Source organism: Aestuariivita sp. (genome assembly GCF_049276915.1).
Classification (GTDB): Bacteria; Pseudomonadota; Alphaproteobacteria; order Rhodobacterales; family Rhodobacteraceae; genus Aestuariivita.
Window position 1 is genome coordinate 1 of record NZ_JBASXK010000077.1, and the last position, 15,624, is coordinate 15,624.

Sequence of the window (15,624 nt, forward strand, 5' to 3'; positions counted from 1 at the left end):
GTTCGAATGGTACAACAGTAGATTTGGCCATGGTGGCATATCCTTTCTCTTTGAGAACGACGGCGTCTTGAACACCGCCATGATATGCCGCCTACTTCAGACCATCACCAACTTTCGGGCATAACTCCCTTCCAATCGGCAAACGTGCTCAATCTGTCCATGAGTGGGTTGGATCTTCAGCGCGCGAAAAGAATAAAAAAAGGGTTTTGCAACTATACCATAAGCCTGACATTTGATCGATTAACAATCGATTGCGAGCGAGTAAATGTCAAAAGCCCTTGTTGCCTTAGGCGCAAACCTGCCTGAACCGACGGGTGACCCAGCGTCAAATCTGCGCCGCGCACTGCAGGAGATGGCATCTGAGGATCTTGTGATTCGAAGTGTCAGCCGGTTTTTCGCGACGCCATGCTTTCCGGCGGGGGCCGGACCGGACTATGTCAACGCGGCAGCGGTCGTGCAAAGCGACCTCAAGCCAGATGAGATTCTGGCCCGTCTTCATCGTATCGAAGAGCGTATGGGCCGCAACCGTGAGACGCGCTGGGGAATGCGGACGCTGGACCTTGATCTCATTGCCATGGGGGACAGCATTCTGCCGGACCGTGCGACGCAGGGAGCCTGGGTCGATCTTGATCAGACCGATCAGCAATTGCGCGCGCCCGATCAGTTGATCCTGCCCCATCCCCGGCTTGCTGATCGCGCCTTTGTGCTTGTGCCTTTGGCCGATATCGCGCCCGACTGGGTGCATCCGGTCACGGGCGGCAGCGTCCTTGAGATGTGTGCGGCGCTGCCGGAGGAAGACAGGGCCGACGTGCGCCCGATCTGAGCAATGCGGGGGCTTGGCCGAGGGCGGTGAATACTGCGCGATCATGTGCCGAAGCACCACATATCACGGGTTGTCAAGCTTTTGGATTGCCATTAGATAAGCGCCTTCTGGACGAGATTGATGATTGGAGTTCTTTCATGGCCCGCGTAACGGTAGAAGACTGCGTCGATAAGGTTCCCAACCGCTTTGAGTTGGTGATGCTGGCTGCGCATCGCGCCCGTGAGGTGTCCTCGGGTTCGCCGATCACGGTGGATCGCGACAATGACAAGAATCCCGTCGTTGCCCTGCGTGAAATCGCCGAAGAGACCCAGAGCGCTGATGAACTGCGTGAGCGTCTGATCGAATCGAACCAGACACAGATCGAAGTCGACGAGCCTGAAGACGACCAGATGGCACTGCTGATGGGGGCCGAATCAGACAAGCCTGCCGACGACGATATGTCCGAAGAGAAACTCCTGCGCGCGCTGATGGAGGCGCAAGGGCAGGGCTAAACCTTCAGGTGCGGACGGGATGATCACTTCTGAAGACCTGATCGCGCTGGTCCGCGCATACAATCCGAAAACCAATGCAGAGCGCATCACCGCGGCCTATGAGTTTGGCCGCGAGATGCATGAGGGCCAGACCCGTCATTCGGGAGAGCCCTATTTCTCGCATCCCGTGGCCGTGGCCGCGATCCTGAACGAACAGCGGCTGGATGATGCGACGATCATCACCGCCTTGCTGCATGACACCATCGAGGACACCAAAGCATCCTATTCCGAAGTCGCGAAGCGTTTTGGGGATGAGGTCGCGATGCTGGTGGATGGCGTGACCAAGCTGACAAACCTGCAGCTCTCCAGTCACGAGACCAAGCAGGCCGAGAATTTCCGCAAGCTGTTCATGGCAATGTCCAAGGATCTGCGCGTGATCCTGGTCAAGCTGGCGGACCGGCTGCACAACATGCGCACGATCAAGGCGATGCGTGTGGAAAAACAGGCGCAAAAAGCCCGTGAGACAATGGATATCTATGCGCCTCTGGCAGGCCGGATGGGTATGCAGTGGATGCGCGAAGAGCTGGAAGACCTGGCCTTTCGCGTGCTCAACCCGGAAGGGCGACAGTCGATCATCCGCCGGTTCATCATGTTGCAGAAGGAAAGCGGGGATGTGATCCATCGCATCACCGGTGACATGCGCGCGGAACTGTCCAAGGCGGGGATCGAGGCCGAGGTCTATGGTCGCGCCAAGAAGCCCTATTCGATCTGGCGCAAGATGGAAGAGAAAGAGCAGGGCTTCTCGCGGCTGTCTGACATCTATGGTTTTCGCATCATCACGCGCACGGAAGAAGATTGCTATCGCGCCCTGGGAGCGATCCACCGGCGCTGGCGCGCGGTGCCGGGGCGGTTCAAGGATTACATCAGCCAACCCAAGTCGAACGGCTATCGCTCGATCCATGCAACCGTGTCAGGACGCGACGGCAAGCGGGTCGAGGTGCAGATTCGCACCACGCAGATGCATGATGTGGCAGAGACCGGCGTGGCGGCGCATTGGTCCTATCGCGATGGGGTGCGCTCGGAAAACCCGTTTGCCGTCGATCCGGCCAAATGGATTTCATCGCTGAACGAGCAATTCGAGGGCGAAGACGATCACGACGAATTCCTCGAAGCGGTCAAGCTTGAGATGTATTCCGACCAGGTATTCTGCTTCACGCCCAAGGGGGATGTGGTCAAGCTGCCGCGTGGTGCCACGCCGATTGATTTCGCCTATGCGATCCACACCCGGATCGGATCAGCGGTGGTGGGTGCCAAGGTGGACGGGCTGCGCGTCCCGCTTTGGACGCGGCTGAAAAACGGACAGTCGGTTGAGGTCATCACCGCTGAGGGCCAAACACCGCAAGCCAGCTGGCTGGATATTGCCACGACGGGCAAGGCCAAGACCGCGATCCGGCGTGCATTGCGCGAAGTGGACCGCGAGCGGTTCATCAAGCTGGGCCGCGAACTGGCCCGCGCGGCGTTCGAACATGTGGATCGCAAGGCCACGGACAAGGTTCTGACCACCGCGGCAAAACACCTGAGGCTGGACAGCCGAGAGGTGTTGCTGGCCCGCCTTGGCAGTGCCGAGATCACCGGGCATGAGGTCGTGCAGGCGGTCTATCCCGAACTTGCCCCCGATCAGGGAGATCAGATTTCTCCGCGGCGGGCGGTGATCGGCCTTCAGGCCGGGCAGTCGTTCGAGCGCGCCGCGTGTTGCCAGCCGCTCCCCGGTGAGAGGATCGTGGGCATCACGTTCCGCGGCAAGGGCGTGGTTGTCCATGCGATCGACTGCGAATTGCTCAGCGAGTATGAAGACCAGCCCAACCGCTGGATCGACCTGCATTGGCATGCGGGCACCCATCCGCCGGTCTATGGCACGACCCTTGATCTGACCATCGGGAACGATGCCGGCGTCCTGGGGCGTATTTGCACATTGATCGGCGAGAAGAAGGCCAATATCTCGAACTTGAACTTCGTGGATCGCAAACCAGATTTCTACCGGCTGCTGATCGACGTTGAATTGAGAGATATCGAGCAGTTGCACTCGTTGATGTTGACGCTGGAAGCGGACAGCGATGTGGCTGCCTTGGAACGGCACCGGGATAAAGTGCGCCACCGCGCAATCGTGGGTTAAGGCGGACACAAGGCACAAGAAGGTTTTCTGACTTGGTATTCAAACGCCGGGATCGTCGTACAATGCTGCGCACCATGGGAGAGGCTCTGTACCCCCGTGGCGGGTGGACCCGTGCGTTTCACTATGTCAAGCACCGGGTGCGGCGTTTGCCCGATAGCCCCGAACGCATCGCGCGCGGGATCTGGGCCGGTGTATTTGTGACCTTCACGCCGTTTTACACCATGCATTTCCTTGCGGCGGCTTTGATCGCCCGGCTGATGCAGGGCAATATCATCGCATCGCTGATGGCGACGTTTTTCGGCAATCCACTGACATATGTGCCCATCGGGGTGGTCTCGCTGCAGACCGGTCACTGGCTGCTGGGGACGGAATTCGAGGTCGGGGACAAGTCTTTCGGCGGCAAGTTTGTCGATGCCGGCGGTGATCTCAAGCACAACTTCATGACGCTGTTCAACGATCAGCAACCCGATTGGCATGGGCTGGCCGTCTTTTACGACGAAGTGTTCTTTCCCTATCTGGTCGGCGGCCTTATCCCGGGTATGATTACCGCATCGGTCTGCTATTACCTGAGCGTGCCGTTGATCCGGGCCTACCAGCATCGCCGCAAGGGCGCGATCAAGGCCAAGCTGATTGCAATCAAGAAAAAAGCTGCCGCCAAGGCTGACGCCAAACGGAAAGCGGACTAGGTTTTGAATTCTGAATTTGGAGATTTGCCTATGTCTGGCCTGTACCCTTTGCGCCTTGGCGTGAACATCGATCACGTGGCGACTGTGCGCAATGCACGCGGCGGTGACACGCCTGACCCGTTGCGCGCGGCCCGGTTGGCTGAAGAGGCCGGAGCCGATGGCATCACGGCGCATTTGCGCGAAGATCGCCGGCATATCTCGGATGCGGATATCGAGGGGCTGATGGACATCCTGACGGTTCCGTTGAATTTCGAGATGGCCGCAACGGACGAGATGCAGAAGATTGCGTTGCGCCATAAACCGCATGCCGTCTGCATCGTGCCCGAGAAACGCGAAGAACGCACGACCGAGGGCGGACTGGAAGTCGCGCGGGAAGAAAACCGGCTGGCCCATTTCATCGCACCGCTGCGCGATGCCGGGTGCCGGGTGTCGATCTTCATCGCCGCTGACAAACGGCAGATCGAAGCCGCGCGTCGCATCGGTGCCGAGGTGATCGAACTGCATTCCGGCGCGTATTGCGATGCGTATCACGAGGGCCGCGTTGACGACCGCGACCGTGAACTGGAGGCGCTGCGCGAGATGTCCAGCTTTGCCCATGGGCTTGGGTTGGAGGTTCATGTGGGCCACGGATTGACCTATGAAACCGTCGGCCCGGTCGCGGCTTTCCCCGAAGTGCGGGAACTGAACATCGGGCATTTTCTCATTGGCGAGGCGATCTTTCGCGGGTTGCAACCTGCCATCGCCGAGATGCGCCGCCTGATGGACGAGGCGCGCAGCTGATGGGCTTGTGCCAGGCGTTTGGGCGCGGGCGTGACAAGAGCGTTGTCCCGATGCTTGCGGCGGCTGGCTGAGATGCGCGGTGCCTGGCTGGCCCTGACGATTGGCCTGCTGATATCGGGCGCGGCCCTTTATGTACTGGAAGGTGCCCGGGCGGGGGTTTCGATGTCGAAAACCCATGTGGGGCCGACACCTGTCACGATCCATGAGGGCGATGGCCCGACCGTGGTGATCGCCCATGGCTTTGCCGGTTCGCTCCAGATGATGCAGGGCTATGCGTTGCCCCTTGCGCAAGCCGGATACCGCGTGTTGGCCTTTGATTTCGAGGGGCATGGCCGCCACCCCGTGCCGATGTCCGGGGATGTAGGCTCGATCGACGGAACAACCCGCTTGCTGGTCGAGCAAACGCTGCAGGTTGTCGCCTCGGCTCAGAGTGACAGGCCAGTTGCCTTGCTGGGGCACTCCATGGCGACCGACATTCTGATCCGCGCTGCCATTCAAGAGCCGGAACTGATTGGCCCGCTGGTCGTGATTTCGGCGTTTTCCCAGGAGGTGACCGCAGATCAGCCGCCGTCGATGCTGATGATCACAGGCGCGTGGGAGCCGGGATTGCGCGCTTTTGCGCAGCGCGCGGTTGCCATGGTGGATCCGTCCATCGCTGAGGGAGAGTTGGCGCAGTCAGGCGCGGTATCGCGCAAGGCTGTTGTCGCGCCGCTGGCGGAGCATGTCGGTGTCCTGCACAGCCGTCCGGGGCGGGCCGAAGCGGTTGCGTGGCTCAATGCCTATTATGGCCGTACCGAGGTGCCGGCGATCCCTGCGACCGGGCCATGGACGCTGATCCTGCTGATCGCCATCGTGGGCCTTGCGCGCCCCTTGTCGCGGTTGCTGCCGGCGCGGCCCGATCCAGCGCGTGACGCGCTGTCCAGGTCTCGGTTTGCGGCGGTTCTGCTGGTGCCTGCGCTGATCGCGCCGCCACTTGCGGTCTGGATCGACCCCCAGGCCCTGCCGGTTCTGGTGGCCGATCATCTAGCGGTGCATCTGGGTCTCTTTGGACTGATCCAATTGGCGTTGTTGCGATATTTCAACGTCAGCTTCGGCCGTGTCTCGTGGATCGGTGTTCTGGCGATACTGGTTTGGGGGTTGGGATTGTTCGGGCTGGCCCTTGATCGCTATGCGGCGAATTTTCTGCCGATCCCGGAACGCGTGGTCATTATTGCGGCGCTGGCATTGGGGGCTGTGCCCTTCATGCTGGCGGATGCTTTGGTGACAGATGGCGGGCGAGCCTCGATCCTGCGCCGTGTTCTGGCGCGGGTGGCGTTCCTTGCATCGCTTGGCTTTGCTGTGTCACTGGATTTTCAGGGCCTGTTCTTCCTGATCATGATTGCCCCGGTGATCGTGATGTTCTACGCCCTGTTCGGTCTTGTTGGCCGCTGGGTGGCGCAACGGGAAGGTGCCATGGCGGCTGGCATCGGGCTTGGCCTGTGTCTGGCCTGGGCGCTGGGCGTCAGTTTCCCCATGTTCGCCACCGGATAAGAAGGAAGCGAGTGATGATCCTGGGCGTCGGCACCGATCTGGCAAACATCGAGCGCATTCAGAAAACGCTGGATCGCTTTGGAGATCGCTTTCGCAATCGCGTCTTCACCGAAACGGAGCAACGCAAAGCCGAACGCAGGCGCGATACCGCGGGAACCTATGCCAAGCGCTGGGCTGCCAAGGAAGCCTGTTCCAAGGCGCTGGGCACAGGCCTGCGCATGGGAATCGCGTGGAAGGATATGGCGGTCAGCAACCTGCCCACAGGACAGCCCGTCATGCATGTCACGGGCTGGGCGGCCCAGCGCTTGCGCGAATTGACGCCTGAAGGCCATACCGCGATCATCCATGTCACGTTGACGGATGATCACCCCTGGGCGCAGGCCTTTGTCGTCATCGAGGCGCGTCCCGATGACGAAACCGCACCCACCTTGACTTACCCCGGCCCGGCCCGCATGTAGCGGCCCAAAGGTCCAAACCCAGACGGAGAGCCTTATGGCCGCGAAAGAAAAGTCTTCGGGCGCTATCATCGAGACGATCAAGACCGTTGTTTATGCGCTGCTGATTGCGGGCGTGTTCAGGACCTTGTTCTTTCAGCCCTTCTGGATTCCCTCGGGGTCGATGAAGGAAACGCTGCTGGTGGGCGATTTCCTCTTCGTCAACAAGATGGCTTATGGCTATTCCTATGCCTCATGCCCGAGTATCCGGATTGCCGCGGTAGGTATTGATATCGATGCCGAAGATCTCTGCGGTTTCCTGAAAGGCGACAACACGCGAATCTGGGGCGGCGAGCCCGAACGCGGAGATGTCGCGGTGTTCCGCCACCCTGTGACGGGCCTTGATTTCATCAAGCGCGTCGTGGGCATGCCGGGAGAGCGTGTCCAGCTGATTCAGGGTGTGCTGCATGTCAACGGCACACCTGTCGAGCTTGAAGACGCCGGTGTCTTTACCGAGATATCCGAGTTGCAGGGCCCCGGCCGAGTGTCCCCGCGCTGTGAGAACGGCGTGGTTGGTCGTGGCGGTCTCTGCGAGAAATCGCGCCAGATCGAGACGCTGCCCGGCGGGCGCAGCCACGTGATCCTGAACATCGGGGATCAAAGCTCGGACAACACGCCGGTCTTTACCGTGCCCGAGGGGCATTACTTTTTCCTGGGCGACAACCGCGACAACTCATCCGACAGCCGTTTTTCGACACGCGCGAGTGGCGTGGGCTTCGTGCCCTACGAGAACCTGGTGGGCCGCGCGGACCGCATCCTGTTTTCTTCGGCAGGCTCTTCGCTTTTCGCGTTCTGGACATGGCGCGGCGATCGGTTCTTCAAGAGGATCGAGTGAAGCTCTCGGGTGAACTGAAAGCCTTCGAGGCGCGGATCGGCCATCATTTTGCCGACCCCGCGCTTCTGGTGTGTGCGGTCACCCATTCCTCGGTCGGATCGCCCGGTCGGGAAGACAATCAGCGGCTTGAGTTTCTGGGCGACAGGGTTCTGGGCCTGGTGTTGTCCGAAGCGCTTCTGGATCAGGATCTTGAGGCCTCGGAAGGGCAGCTGGCCCCGCGCTTCAATGCGCTGGTGCGCAAAGAAACCTGTGCAGATGTGGCGCGCGAGATCGATCTGGGGGCCGTGCTGCGGCTGGGCCGCTCGGAGATGCTGTCGGGCGGGCGTCGCAAACAGGCCTTGCTGGGGGATGCAATGGAAGCGGTGATTGCGGCCGTTTACAGCGACGCCGGCTTTGAGGCCGCGCGAGACCTCATATTGCGGCTATGGGGCAAACGGGTGGCGCAGGTCAAAGGTGACGCCCGTGATGCCAAGACCGCGCTGCAGGAATGGGCGCAGGCGCGCGGCATGCCACCGCCGGAATATGTCGAACTGTCGCGCTCGGGTCCGGATCATGCCCCGGTTTTCACCATCGCGGCGCGTCTGGAGACGGGGGCTCAGTCGCAAGCCAGTGCAGGCTCCAAGCGGCAGGCAGAGCAGGCGGCTGCGACGGCATTGCTGGCCTCGCTGGAAGATGTCTGAACTTTCATTGCGGACGATCGGGACGGTCAAAGCTGTCACGCTGATCCAGGGGCAAGGCTAACGAATGGCGCGCACCGATTGCATCGCGCTTTGAGTTCAACCAGACTCTGGTCTTGTGCGGGCACAAGAGATACACCAATGCATCTCCTGAAAGGGACGCTGACATGACGACACGCGCCGGATTTGTAGCCCTGATTGGTGAACCCAATGCGGGCAAGTCCACTCTCATGAACCGTATGGTCGGTGCCAAGGTGTCGATCGTGACCCACAAGGTGCAAACGACCCGTGCGCGAATCCGCGGCGTGGCGATGGCGGGTGAGACACAGATCGTCTTTGTGGACACACCCGGCCTGTTTCAACCGCGCCGCCGTCTGGATCGCGCCATGGTCGCGGCGGCCTGGGGTGGAGCGTCGGATGCCGATATCGTTGTCCTGCTGGTCGAGGCGCATCGGGGTGTGACCGAAGGCGTCGAGCGCATCCTTGCAGGCCTGGGGGATGTATCCAAGGGGCGCATGGTGGCCCTGGCGATCAACAAGATCGACAAGGTCGATACCGAAGTTCTGTTGGGCCTGTCGCAGGATCTCAATGAGCGGTTCGCCTTCGCGCGCACCTTCATGATCTCGGCCGAACGCGGGCATGGCGTCGAAGACCTGCGCGACTGGCTGGCTGGAGAACTGCCCGAAGGCCCCTGGCTTTATCCCGAAGATCAGATTGCCGATCTGCCGATGCGCATGATCGCGGCCGAAATGACCCGCGAGAAACTGACCCTGCGGCTGCATCAGGAATTGCCCTATCAATTGACGGTCGAGACCGAGAACTGGGAAGAACGCCCTGACGGCTCGGCCCGGATTGATCAGCTGATCTATGTGATGCGCGATGGTCACAAGGGCATTTTGCTGGGCAAGAAGGGCGAGACGATCAAAGCGGTCAGCACCGCCGCGCGCCATGAGCTGGAAGAGTTTCTGGGGCGCAAGGTGCATCTGTTCCTGCAGGTCAAGGTGCGCCCCAACTGGCTGGAAGAGTCCGAGCGCTATTCCGAAATGGGTCTTGAGTTCAAAGACGGGAACGCATGACCCGGCTGACTGCGCGGTTCTGGGTGGATGCCTATCTGGCGCGATTGCGCTTTGCCGATATCCCCGCCTTTGTGGTGGCCCATGGGGATGACACAGGCGGGGCGGTTCTGGTCAAGCTCAACACGCTGGACGGGCAGGCAAAGGCCTTTCAACGCGCGTTCGATCTGATGAGCGGCGAGCGCGCCTGGGTTATCCTGTGCGAGGGTGGAGAGAGCGATGTGGATGCGGCTGTCGCGCGCCAGCGCGGGTTTGATCCGGATCTCTGGGTGATCGAGGTCGAGGATCGGGCGGGGCGGCATCTGCTGGACCAGGAGGGGCTGAGCTAGTCTTGGACATATGGGGCGGGTCATTTGGGTATTTTTGACCAGAAAGAAGCCATGATGGTCCCTTGTGTTTTGAGCGCAGCGCGCTGATCTTTCGGGAATGGAGTGGCGTGGTCAGGGCATATTGCTATCATCGCGGCGGCATGGCGAAAGCTCTGTCATCATAGATGTGTTCACGCCGGAACAGGGGCGCCATGCGGGCGTCGTGCGGGGTGGCACCAGTCGCAAGATCGCGCCGATTCTGCAGGCTGGCGCGCAGCTGGACGTGAGATGGCGCGCGCGGCTTGAAGATCACATCGGGACATTCCAGGTGGAACTGCTGCGCAGTCGGGCGGCGGCGGCCATGTCCGGGCGGTTGGCCTTGGCGGGGTTGAATGCGGTGACCAGCCTTCTGGCTTTTGCCTTGCCGGAACGTGAAAGCCACCTAGCCCTTTATGGGGAGAGTGAACGGCTTTTGGATCTGTTGGGGCAGGATGAGATCTGGCCGCTAGCCTATTTGCGCTGGGAGTTGCGGCTGCTGGAAGAAACCGGCTTTGGCCTTGATCTGTCCTGTTGCGCCGTGACCGGAGCGCAGGAGGGTCTGGCCTATGTCTCGCCGAAATCCGGGCGCGCGGTGTCCAGAGCCGGAGCGGGTGACTGGGCGGACCGGTTATTGCCCTTGCCGCTGTGCTTGCTGGGTGAAGGGGACGCAGCAGATGGCGAGATCGCTCAGGCGTTGGACGTGACCGGTTATTTTCTGCAAAACAAGCTGGCCCCGGCGCTGGGTCACAAGCCTGTGCCCGAGGCGCGCGCCCGTTTCATCGATCAGGTGGTTCGGATGCTGTGACGCCTCATGGGTGGCGCGCAGATGGCTTGGCGGGCAAGGAAACGCGCCCGACCGGATGGCCGGGCGCGTTGTGTCATTGCACGGAGTGATCAGGCCAGAAGACGGCGCGCGATCACTTGGGCCTGGATCTCGGCGGCCCCCTCAAAGATGTTGAGGATGCGGGCATCGCAGAGCACACGGCTGATCTTGTACTCCAGCGCAAATCCGTTGCCGCCGTGAATCTGAAGGCCGTTATCCGCGGCCGCCCAGGCCACGCGCGCGCCCAGGAGTTTCGCCATCCCGGCTTCGAGATCGCAGCGCCGGCCTTCGTCTTTTTCGAAGGCGCTGAAATAGGTCAGCTGGCGGGCCACCATGATCTCGACCGCCATCATCGCCAGTTTGTTGGCGACACGCGGGAAGTTGATCAGGGACTTGCCGAACTGTTTGCGATCCTCGGCATATTGCATCGAGATATCCAGCGCGGATTGCGCCACGCCGATGGCGCGGGCGGCGGTCTGGATACGGGCCGATTCAAAGGTTTCCATCAGCTGCTTGAAGCCCTTGCCTTCTTCGCCGCCCAGAAGGTTCTCGCCCTTGACGTGGAAGTTGTCGAAACCCAGCTCGTATTCCTTCATGCCGCGATAGCCGAGAACTTCGATCTCGCCACCGGTCATGCCCTCGGTCGGGAAGGGGTTTTCGTCTGTGCCCGGTATCTTCTCGGCCAGGAACATCGACAGGCCCTTGTAGTCAGACGTATCGGGATCGGTGCGCGCCAGCAACGTCATCACCTGCGTGCGTGTGGCGTGGGTGATCCAGGTCTTGTTGCCGGTGATCTTGTAATCGCCGTTTTCATCCTTGACCGCGCGGGTGCGCAGGCTGCCGAGATCCGAGCCGGTGTTGGGTTCGGTGAACACGGCCGTTGGCAGCGTTTCGGCGCTGGCCAGTTTCGGCAGCCATTTCTGTTTCTGTTCTTCGGTGCCGCCCGCGATGATCAGCTCGGCCGCGATCTCGGAGCGCGTGCCAAGGGAGCCGACGCCGATATAGCCGCGTGACAGCTCTTCGGATACGACACACATGGAGGCCTTGGAGAGACCGAATCCACCATATTCTTCGGGGATGGTCAGGCCGAACACGCCCATCTCGGCCAGTTCGTCGATGATCTCCATCGGGATCAACTCGTCCTTGAGGTGCCAGTCATGGGCGAAGGGCTCGACATTTTCGCTGGCGTAGCGGCGGAACTGATCGCGGATCATCTCCAGTTCTTCATCCAGTCCCGATGCGCCGAACATGCCGTTGGCCTTTTGCTCCTGCATCAGCGCGACCAGACGCAGGCGCGCGGCCTGGGTGTTGCCGGTTTGGGTGAGCGTCATGACCTCGGGGGTCATCAGAGCGCGCATGTCATCCTGATCCAGACCCATATCCTGCAGGCGCAGGATCTCGCCCTGGTTCATCTGGATGCCGCCGTAAATCTGCCAGAGGTATTCTCCGAACATGATCTGATGGATCAGCTGCTCGATTTCGCCGAACTTGCCCTGGGCCTGCAGCGCTTGCGCCCATTTCTGCATCTGGCGCAGCGATTCCAGATAGGTCGCCAGCCAGGCCAGCCCATGGGTCGCGGTTTGCTCGGCCTCGACCAAGGCACCTGAAACGCGCCCGTCCTCGCTGACCGCCAGGCGCACCCGCGACCGGGCGGTTTCAAAGACGGTTTCGACAGGGGCGATTGCCGCTCCGGTCAGGGTCAAAAGATCGGGAAGGATAACCTGTTTGGTCATGCCAAGGTCCTGTCCATCATGGGCCATCTGATACATCCTTTTTCGAGTCCGCTTGGTCCTAATCATTTCGCAGTTGCAGCGCAACAAAAATGCTAAAAACAATCTCAGGATTAATTAATATTACTCGGCCTAGGGCGAAACCCTCAAGCTTCAAGCGTTTGATTCATTGCCCTGTGGCCTTCGCCTTTCAAACAGGACAGTGTTGCGGCAAAGAGTGCGCAGTGCACTGATAACACGGTTGAACTCATGATTGAAATGGCGGGGCAGGCCCCGGCAGTCTTGCTGCTGGCCTTTTTCATAACGATGGCTGCGGGCGTGGTGAAGGGTGCAGTCGGCTTTGCCATGCCCTTGATCATGATCTCGGGTCTGTCCACGGTTATGGATCCCAAGCTGGCTCTGGCCGCGATGATCATCCCGGTCTTGGTGTCAAATGGTCTGCAAACCTTCCGGCAGGGTCTGGCCGAAGCGCTGAGCGCGGCGCGAGAATATTGGCGCTATCTGACAGTTGTGTGCCTGTCGATCGTCGTGGTTGCCCAGACGGTGGTCTTCATTCCGCACCAGGTGTTTTACCTGGTGCTTGGAGTGCCGATCGTGACGCTTTGTGTCGTTCAACTTGCGGGCTGGCGTCTGCAAATCGCGCCCGAGCGGCGGCGCGCGGCGGAATGGGGGATCGGCCTGATTTCCGGCCTTTTGGGCGGCGTGGCCGGAATATGGGGCCCGACCACGGTGCTTTATCTTATGGCGATCAATACGACCAAGGCGCGTCAGATGATCGTTCAGGGTGTGATTTACGGAACCGGATCCGTTGCGCTGGTGGTGGCACATCTCAAGTCCGGTCTTCTGAACGCCGAAACGGCACCGCTGTCGGCGATGCTGGTTATTCCGGCTTTCGCGGGGATGTGGATCGGGTTCCGGCTGCAGGATCGTATGGATGCAGATCTGTTTCGCAAATCGACCCTGTCGGTGCTGATCATTGCCGGTCTGAACCTCATTCGCCGTGGGATCATCGGCTGAACGCAAAAGCCCCGGCGCAGGGCCGGGGCTTTCTTGTCTTGCGAAGATGCCAGGTTCAGCCGATCGCGGCGGCTTTCACATCATCGTCTATATAGGGCAGGTATTGCTCGAAGTTATCGGCAAACATTTGAACAAGTTTCGCGGCCTGCGTGTCATAGGCGGCCTTGTCGTCCCAGGTGCGGCGCGGATTGAGCAGCATCTCGGGAACACCGGGCACCGATTCGGGCACGTCAAAGCCAAAGTTGTCGTCCTTGCGGAAGCTTGTATCCGCCAGCGTGCCGTCCAGAGCGGCGGTCAGCAGCGCGCGGGTCGCCTTGATCGGCATGCGGTTGCCTTCGCCATAGGCCCCACCTGTCCAGCCGGTATTCACCAGCCAGCAGGTCGCGCCATGCTGGGCGATCTTTTCGCGCAGCAGGTTGCCATAGACCTCGGGGCGGCGCGGCATGAAAGGTGCGCCAAAGCATGTCGAGAACGTGGGCTGGGGTTCGGTCACGCCACGCTCGGTGCCGGCGACCTTGGCGGTGAAGCCCGACAGGAAGTGATACATCGCTTGCGCAGGTGTCAGGCGTGCGATCGGGGGCAGCACACCGAACGCATCGCAGGTCAGCATGATGATGTTCTTGGGATGCCCGCCCAGAGCGGTTTCCGAGGCATTCGAGATATAGTTCAGCGGATAGGCGCAGCGCATGTTCGCCGTCAGGCTGTCATCTTCGAAATCCAGATCGAATGTCTCGGGGTCAAACACCATGTTCTCGATGATCGTGCCGAATTTTTCCGTAGTGGCGTAGATCTCGGGTTCCGCCTCGGGGCTGAGCGAGATTGTCTTGGCATAACAGCCGCCTTCAAAGTTGAAGGTTCCGCGATCTGACCAGCCGTGTTCGTCGTCGCCAATCAGCACGCGCTCGGGGTCAGCCGAGAGGGTGGTCTTGCCCGTTCCCGAAAGGCCAAAGAAGACCGCGGTGTCCACGGGATTGCCCGGTGCGTGGTTGGCCGAACAATGCATCGGCATGATGCCTTTCGCCGGCAACAGGTAGTTCAGCAGCGTAAAGACGGATTTCTTGTTCTCACCGGCATATTCCGTGCCGCCGATCAGGATCAGCTTGCGATCAAAGTTCATCGCGATCACGGTTTCGCTGCGGCAATCATGCTTGGCAGGGTCTGCCTGAAAGCTGGGGCAGTTGATGACGGTAAAGTCCGATGTGAACTCGTCCAGTTCCGACCGGTCCGGGCGGCGCAGCATATGGCGGATGAAAAGACCGTGCCAGGCCAGTTCGGTCACCATGCGTACATTGATAGAATGCGCCGGGTCGGCACCGCCGATCAGATCCTGCACGAAATAATCGCGCCCCTTCATATGTTCGAGCATGTCGACATAGAGCGCATCAAAGCCTTCCGGGCTCATCGCGGCGTTGTTGTCCCACCAGATGGTGTCGGCAACGCTGTCGGTTTTGACGACATGTTTGTCCTTGGGCGAACGGCCCGTGAACTTGCCCGTGGTCACAAGAAACGCGCCACCTTTCCCCAACGTACCTTCTGCGCGCTTGATCGCAACTTCCATCAGCGCTGGTTCCATCAGGTTGTAATAGACATTGCCCAGCCCGCTAATGCCTTGATCTTCAAGCTGGAACTGCGGGTTTACCCGTCCAAATGTCATATGCTCGTGTCTCCTGTAGGCTGTGCTTGTGGCTTGGTGTCCACGCCAGCGCGTCATTGTCGATCTGATCACGGAATGCGTGATCGGATACAGGTTGCGCGCTGCTCTTAACATGAGGCTTCGGCGCATGAACAGAACGGTTTTGCGCAGTTAGCGCCACCACGGCGACGGTTAGCGCAACCATCTCCGGATGATGCCGCAGAGGGGGGGGCGATTTCATGATCTTGCAAGGAATTTGTGGCGCAATGAACACCGTTTGGTGGCTGATTCGCACTTAAGGATTGATTCGGTCGGGCAAAAAGGCGATGAATAAAGAAAAAAACATCTTCATCGAGCGGCTCTGGCGATCCCTGAAGCAGGAAGCAGTGTATCTGCACGAGATCACCAACGGCTTTCAAGCCAAAAGGATCATCGACGACTGGATCGGCTTTTACAACGCAGAGCGGCCTCACACCGCCCTCGACAAGCGCACGCCAGACGCGGCATACTTCGAACAAAGTGAAACACGAAAA

Annotated in this window: 15 protein-coding genes and 1 pseudogene; 14 read left to right on the top strand and 2 right to left on the bottom strand. The window is 60.2% G+C overall.

What is annotated here, in order from left to right:
- Positions 1–265 precede the first annotated feature (265 nt).
- The 12 genes from folK (at position 266) to recO (ending at position 10,693) form a co-directional block, all read left to right on the top strand.
- Positions 266–823: a 2-amino-4-hydroxy-6-hydroxymethyldihydropteridine diphosphokinase gene (gene folK, locus WAO69_RS08185; protein WP_422177897.1), complete on the top strand. Its 558-nt coding sequence runs from the start codon at positions 266–268 to the stop codon at positions 821–823.
- A gap of 137 nt (positions 824–960) precedes the next feature.
- Positions 961–1,314 carry a DNA-directed RNA polymerase subunit omega gene (gene rpoZ / locus WAO69_RS08190; RefSeq protein WP_422177899.1) on the top strand — a complete coding sequence of 118 codons (354 nt, stop codon included), beginning with the start codon at positions 961–963 and terminating at the stop codon, positions 1,312–1,314.
- A 19-nt stretch (positions 1,315–1,333) separates the two neighbouring features.
- Positions 1,334–3,466 carry a RelA/SpoT family protein gene (locus WAO69_RS08195; RefSeq protein ID WP_422177901.1) on the top strand — a complete coding sequence of 711 codons (2,133 nt, stop codon included), beginning with the start codon at positions 1,334–1,336 and terminating at the stop codon, positions 3,464–3,466.
- A gap of 32 nt (positions 3,467–3,498) precedes the next feature.
- Positions 3,499–4,152, top strand: a complete 654-nt coding sequence (locus tag WAO69_RS08200; protein ID WP_422177903.1) for a DUF2062 domain-containing protein — start codon at positions 3,499–3,501, stop codon at positions 4,150–4,152.
- A gap of 30 nt (positions 4,153–4,182) precedes the next feature.
- The gene (locus tag WAO69_RS08205) at positions 4,183–4,932 is read left to right on the top strand and encodes a pyridoxine 5'-phosphate synthase (RefSeq protein ID WP_422177905.1); all 750 of its coding nucleotides are present in this window, start codon (positions 4,183–4,185) and stop codon (positions 4,930–4,932) included.
- Between the two features lie 72 nt (positions 4,933–5,004).
- The gene (locus WAO69_RS08210; RefSeq protein ID WP_422177907.1) at positions 5,005–6,462 is read left to right on the top strand and encodes an alpha/beta hydrolase; all 1,458 of its coding nucleotides are present in this window, start codon (positions 5,005–5,007) and stop codon (positions 6,460–6,462) included.
- Positions 6,463–6,476: 14 nt separating this feature from the next.
- A complete protein-coding gene (gene acpS, locus WAO69_RS08215) occupies positions 6,477–6,920 on the top strand; it encodes a holo-ACP synthase (RefSeq protein WP_422177909.1) in 444 nt (147 codons plus the stop codon).
- Positions 6,921–6,954: 34 nt separating this feature from the next.
- On the top strand, positions 6,955–7,791 hold the full coding sequence (gene lepB / locus WAO69_RS08220) for a signal peptidase I (RefSeq protein ID WP_422177911.1): 837 nt from the start codon (positions 6,955–6,957) through the stop codon (positions 7,789–7,791).
- Positions 7,788–8,471, top strand: a complete 684-nt coding sequence (rnc, locus tag WAO69_RS08225) for a ribonuclease III (protein ID WP_422177913.1) — start codon at positions 7,788–7,790, stop codon at positions 8,469–8,471. Before lepB ends, rnc begins: the two co-directional genes overlap by 4 nt.
- A gap of 164 nt (positions 8,472–8,635) precedes the next feature.
- Positions 8,636–9,544, top strand: a complete 909-nt coding sequence (gene era / locus WAO69_RS08230) for a GTPase Era (protein ID WP_422177915.1) — start codon at positions 8,636–8,638, stop codon at positions 9,542–9,544.
- Complete coding sequence (locus WAO69_RS08235) at positions 9,541–9,870, top strand: DUF1491 family protein (protein WP_422177917.1); 330 nt, start codon at positions 9,541–9,543, stop codon at positions 9,868–9,870. Before era ends, WAO69_RS08235 begins: the two co-directional genes overlap by 4 nt.
- Before the next feature lie 97 nt (positions 9,871–9,967).
- Positions 9,968–10,693, top strand: a complete 726-nt coding sequence (gene recO, locus WAO69_RS08240) for a DNA repair protein RecO (protein ID WP_422177919.1) — start codon at positions 9,968–9,970, stop codon at positions 10,691–10,693.
- An 89-nt stretch (positions 10,694–10,782) separates the two neighbouring features.
- Here recO and WAO69_RS08245 read toward each other — a convergent pair whose 3' ends face one another.
- Positions 10,783–12,471 carry an acyl-CoA dehydrogenase family protein gene (locus WAO69_RS08245; protein WP_422177921.1) on the bottom strand — a complete coding sequence of 563 codons (1,689 nt, stop codon included), beginning with the start codon at positions 12,469–12,471 and terminating at the stop codon, positions 10,783–10,785.
- Between the two features lie 219 nt (positions 12,472–12,690).
- Between WAO69_RS08245 and WAO69_RS08250 the strand changes: the two genes are divergently transcribed.
- Entirely contained in the window at positions 12,691–13,458 is a 768-nt protein-coding gene (locus WAO69_RS08250; protein WP_422177923.1) for a sulfite exporter TauE/SafE family protein, read from the top strand.
- Positions 13,459–13,513: 55 nt separating this feature from the next.
- Here the strand turns inward: WAO69_RS08250 and WAO69_RS08255 are convergent, their stop codons facing one another.
- Complete coding sequence (locus tag WAO69_RS08255) at positions 13,514–15,112, bottom strand: phosphoenolpyruvate carboxykinase (protein WP_422177925.1); 1,599 nt, start codon at positions 15,110–15,112, stop codon at positions 13,514–13,516.
- Positions 15,113–15,432: 320 nt separating this feature from the next.
- Between WAO69_RS08255 and WAO69_RS08260 the strand changes: the two are divergent.
- Positions 15,433–15,624, top strand: a pseudogene (locus WAO69_RS08260) (integrase core domain-containing protein); the annotation flags it as partial.

Bases quoted from the DNA above. Each gene is read 5' to 3' on its own strand.
- WAO69_RS08210 (WP_422177907.1), top strand. From the start codon at position 5,005: ATGCGCGGTGCCTGGCTGGCCCTGACGATTGGCCTGCTGATATCGGGC.
- WAO69_RS08255 (WP_422177925.1), bottom strand. From the start codon at position 15,112: ATGACATTTGGACGGGTAAACCCGCAGTTCCAGCTTGAAGATCAAGGC.
- rpoZ (WP_422177899.1), top strand. From the start codon at position 961: ATGGCCCGCGTAACGGTAGAAGACTGCGTCGATAAGGTTCCCAACCGC.
- WAO69_RS08205 (WP_422177905.1), top strand. From the start codon at position 4,183: ATGTCTGGCCTGTACCCTTTGCGCCTTGGCGTGAACATCGATCACGTG.
- WAO69_RS08250 (WP_422177923.1), top strand. From the start codon at position 12,691: ATGATTGAAATGGCGGGGCAGGCCCCGGCAGTCTTGCTGCTGGCCTTT.
- era (WP_422177915.1), top strand. From the start codon at position 8,636: ATGACGACACGCGCCGGATTTGTAGCCCTGATTGGTGAACCCAATGCG.
- lepB (WP_422177911.1), top strand. From the start codon at position 6,955: ATGGCCGCGAAAGAAAAGTCTTCGGGCGCTATCATCGAGACGATCAAG.
- folK (WP_422177897.1), top strand. From the start codon at position 266: ATGTCAAAAGCCCTTGTTGCCTTAGGCGCAAACCTGCCTGAACCGACG.
- WAO69_RS08195 (WP_422177901.1), top strand. From the start codon at position 1,334: ATGATCACTTCTGAAGACCTGATCGCGCTGGTCCGCGCATACAATCCG.
- WAO69_RS08235 (WP_422177917.1), top strand. From the start codon at position 9,541: ATGACCCGGCTGACTGCGCGGTTCTGGGTGGATGCCTATCTGGCGCGA.
- acpS (WP_422177909.1), top strand. From the start codon at position 6,477: ATGATCCTGGGCGTCGGCACCGATCTGGCAAACATCGAGCGCATTCAG.
- WAO69_RS08245 (WP_422177921.1), bottom strand. From the start codon at position 12,471: ATGGCCCATGATGGACAGGACCTTGGCATGACCAAACAGGTTATCCTT.
- recO (WP_422177919.1), top strand. From the start codon at position 9,968: ATGGAGTGGCGTGGTCAGGGCATATTGCTATCATCGCGGCGGCATGGC.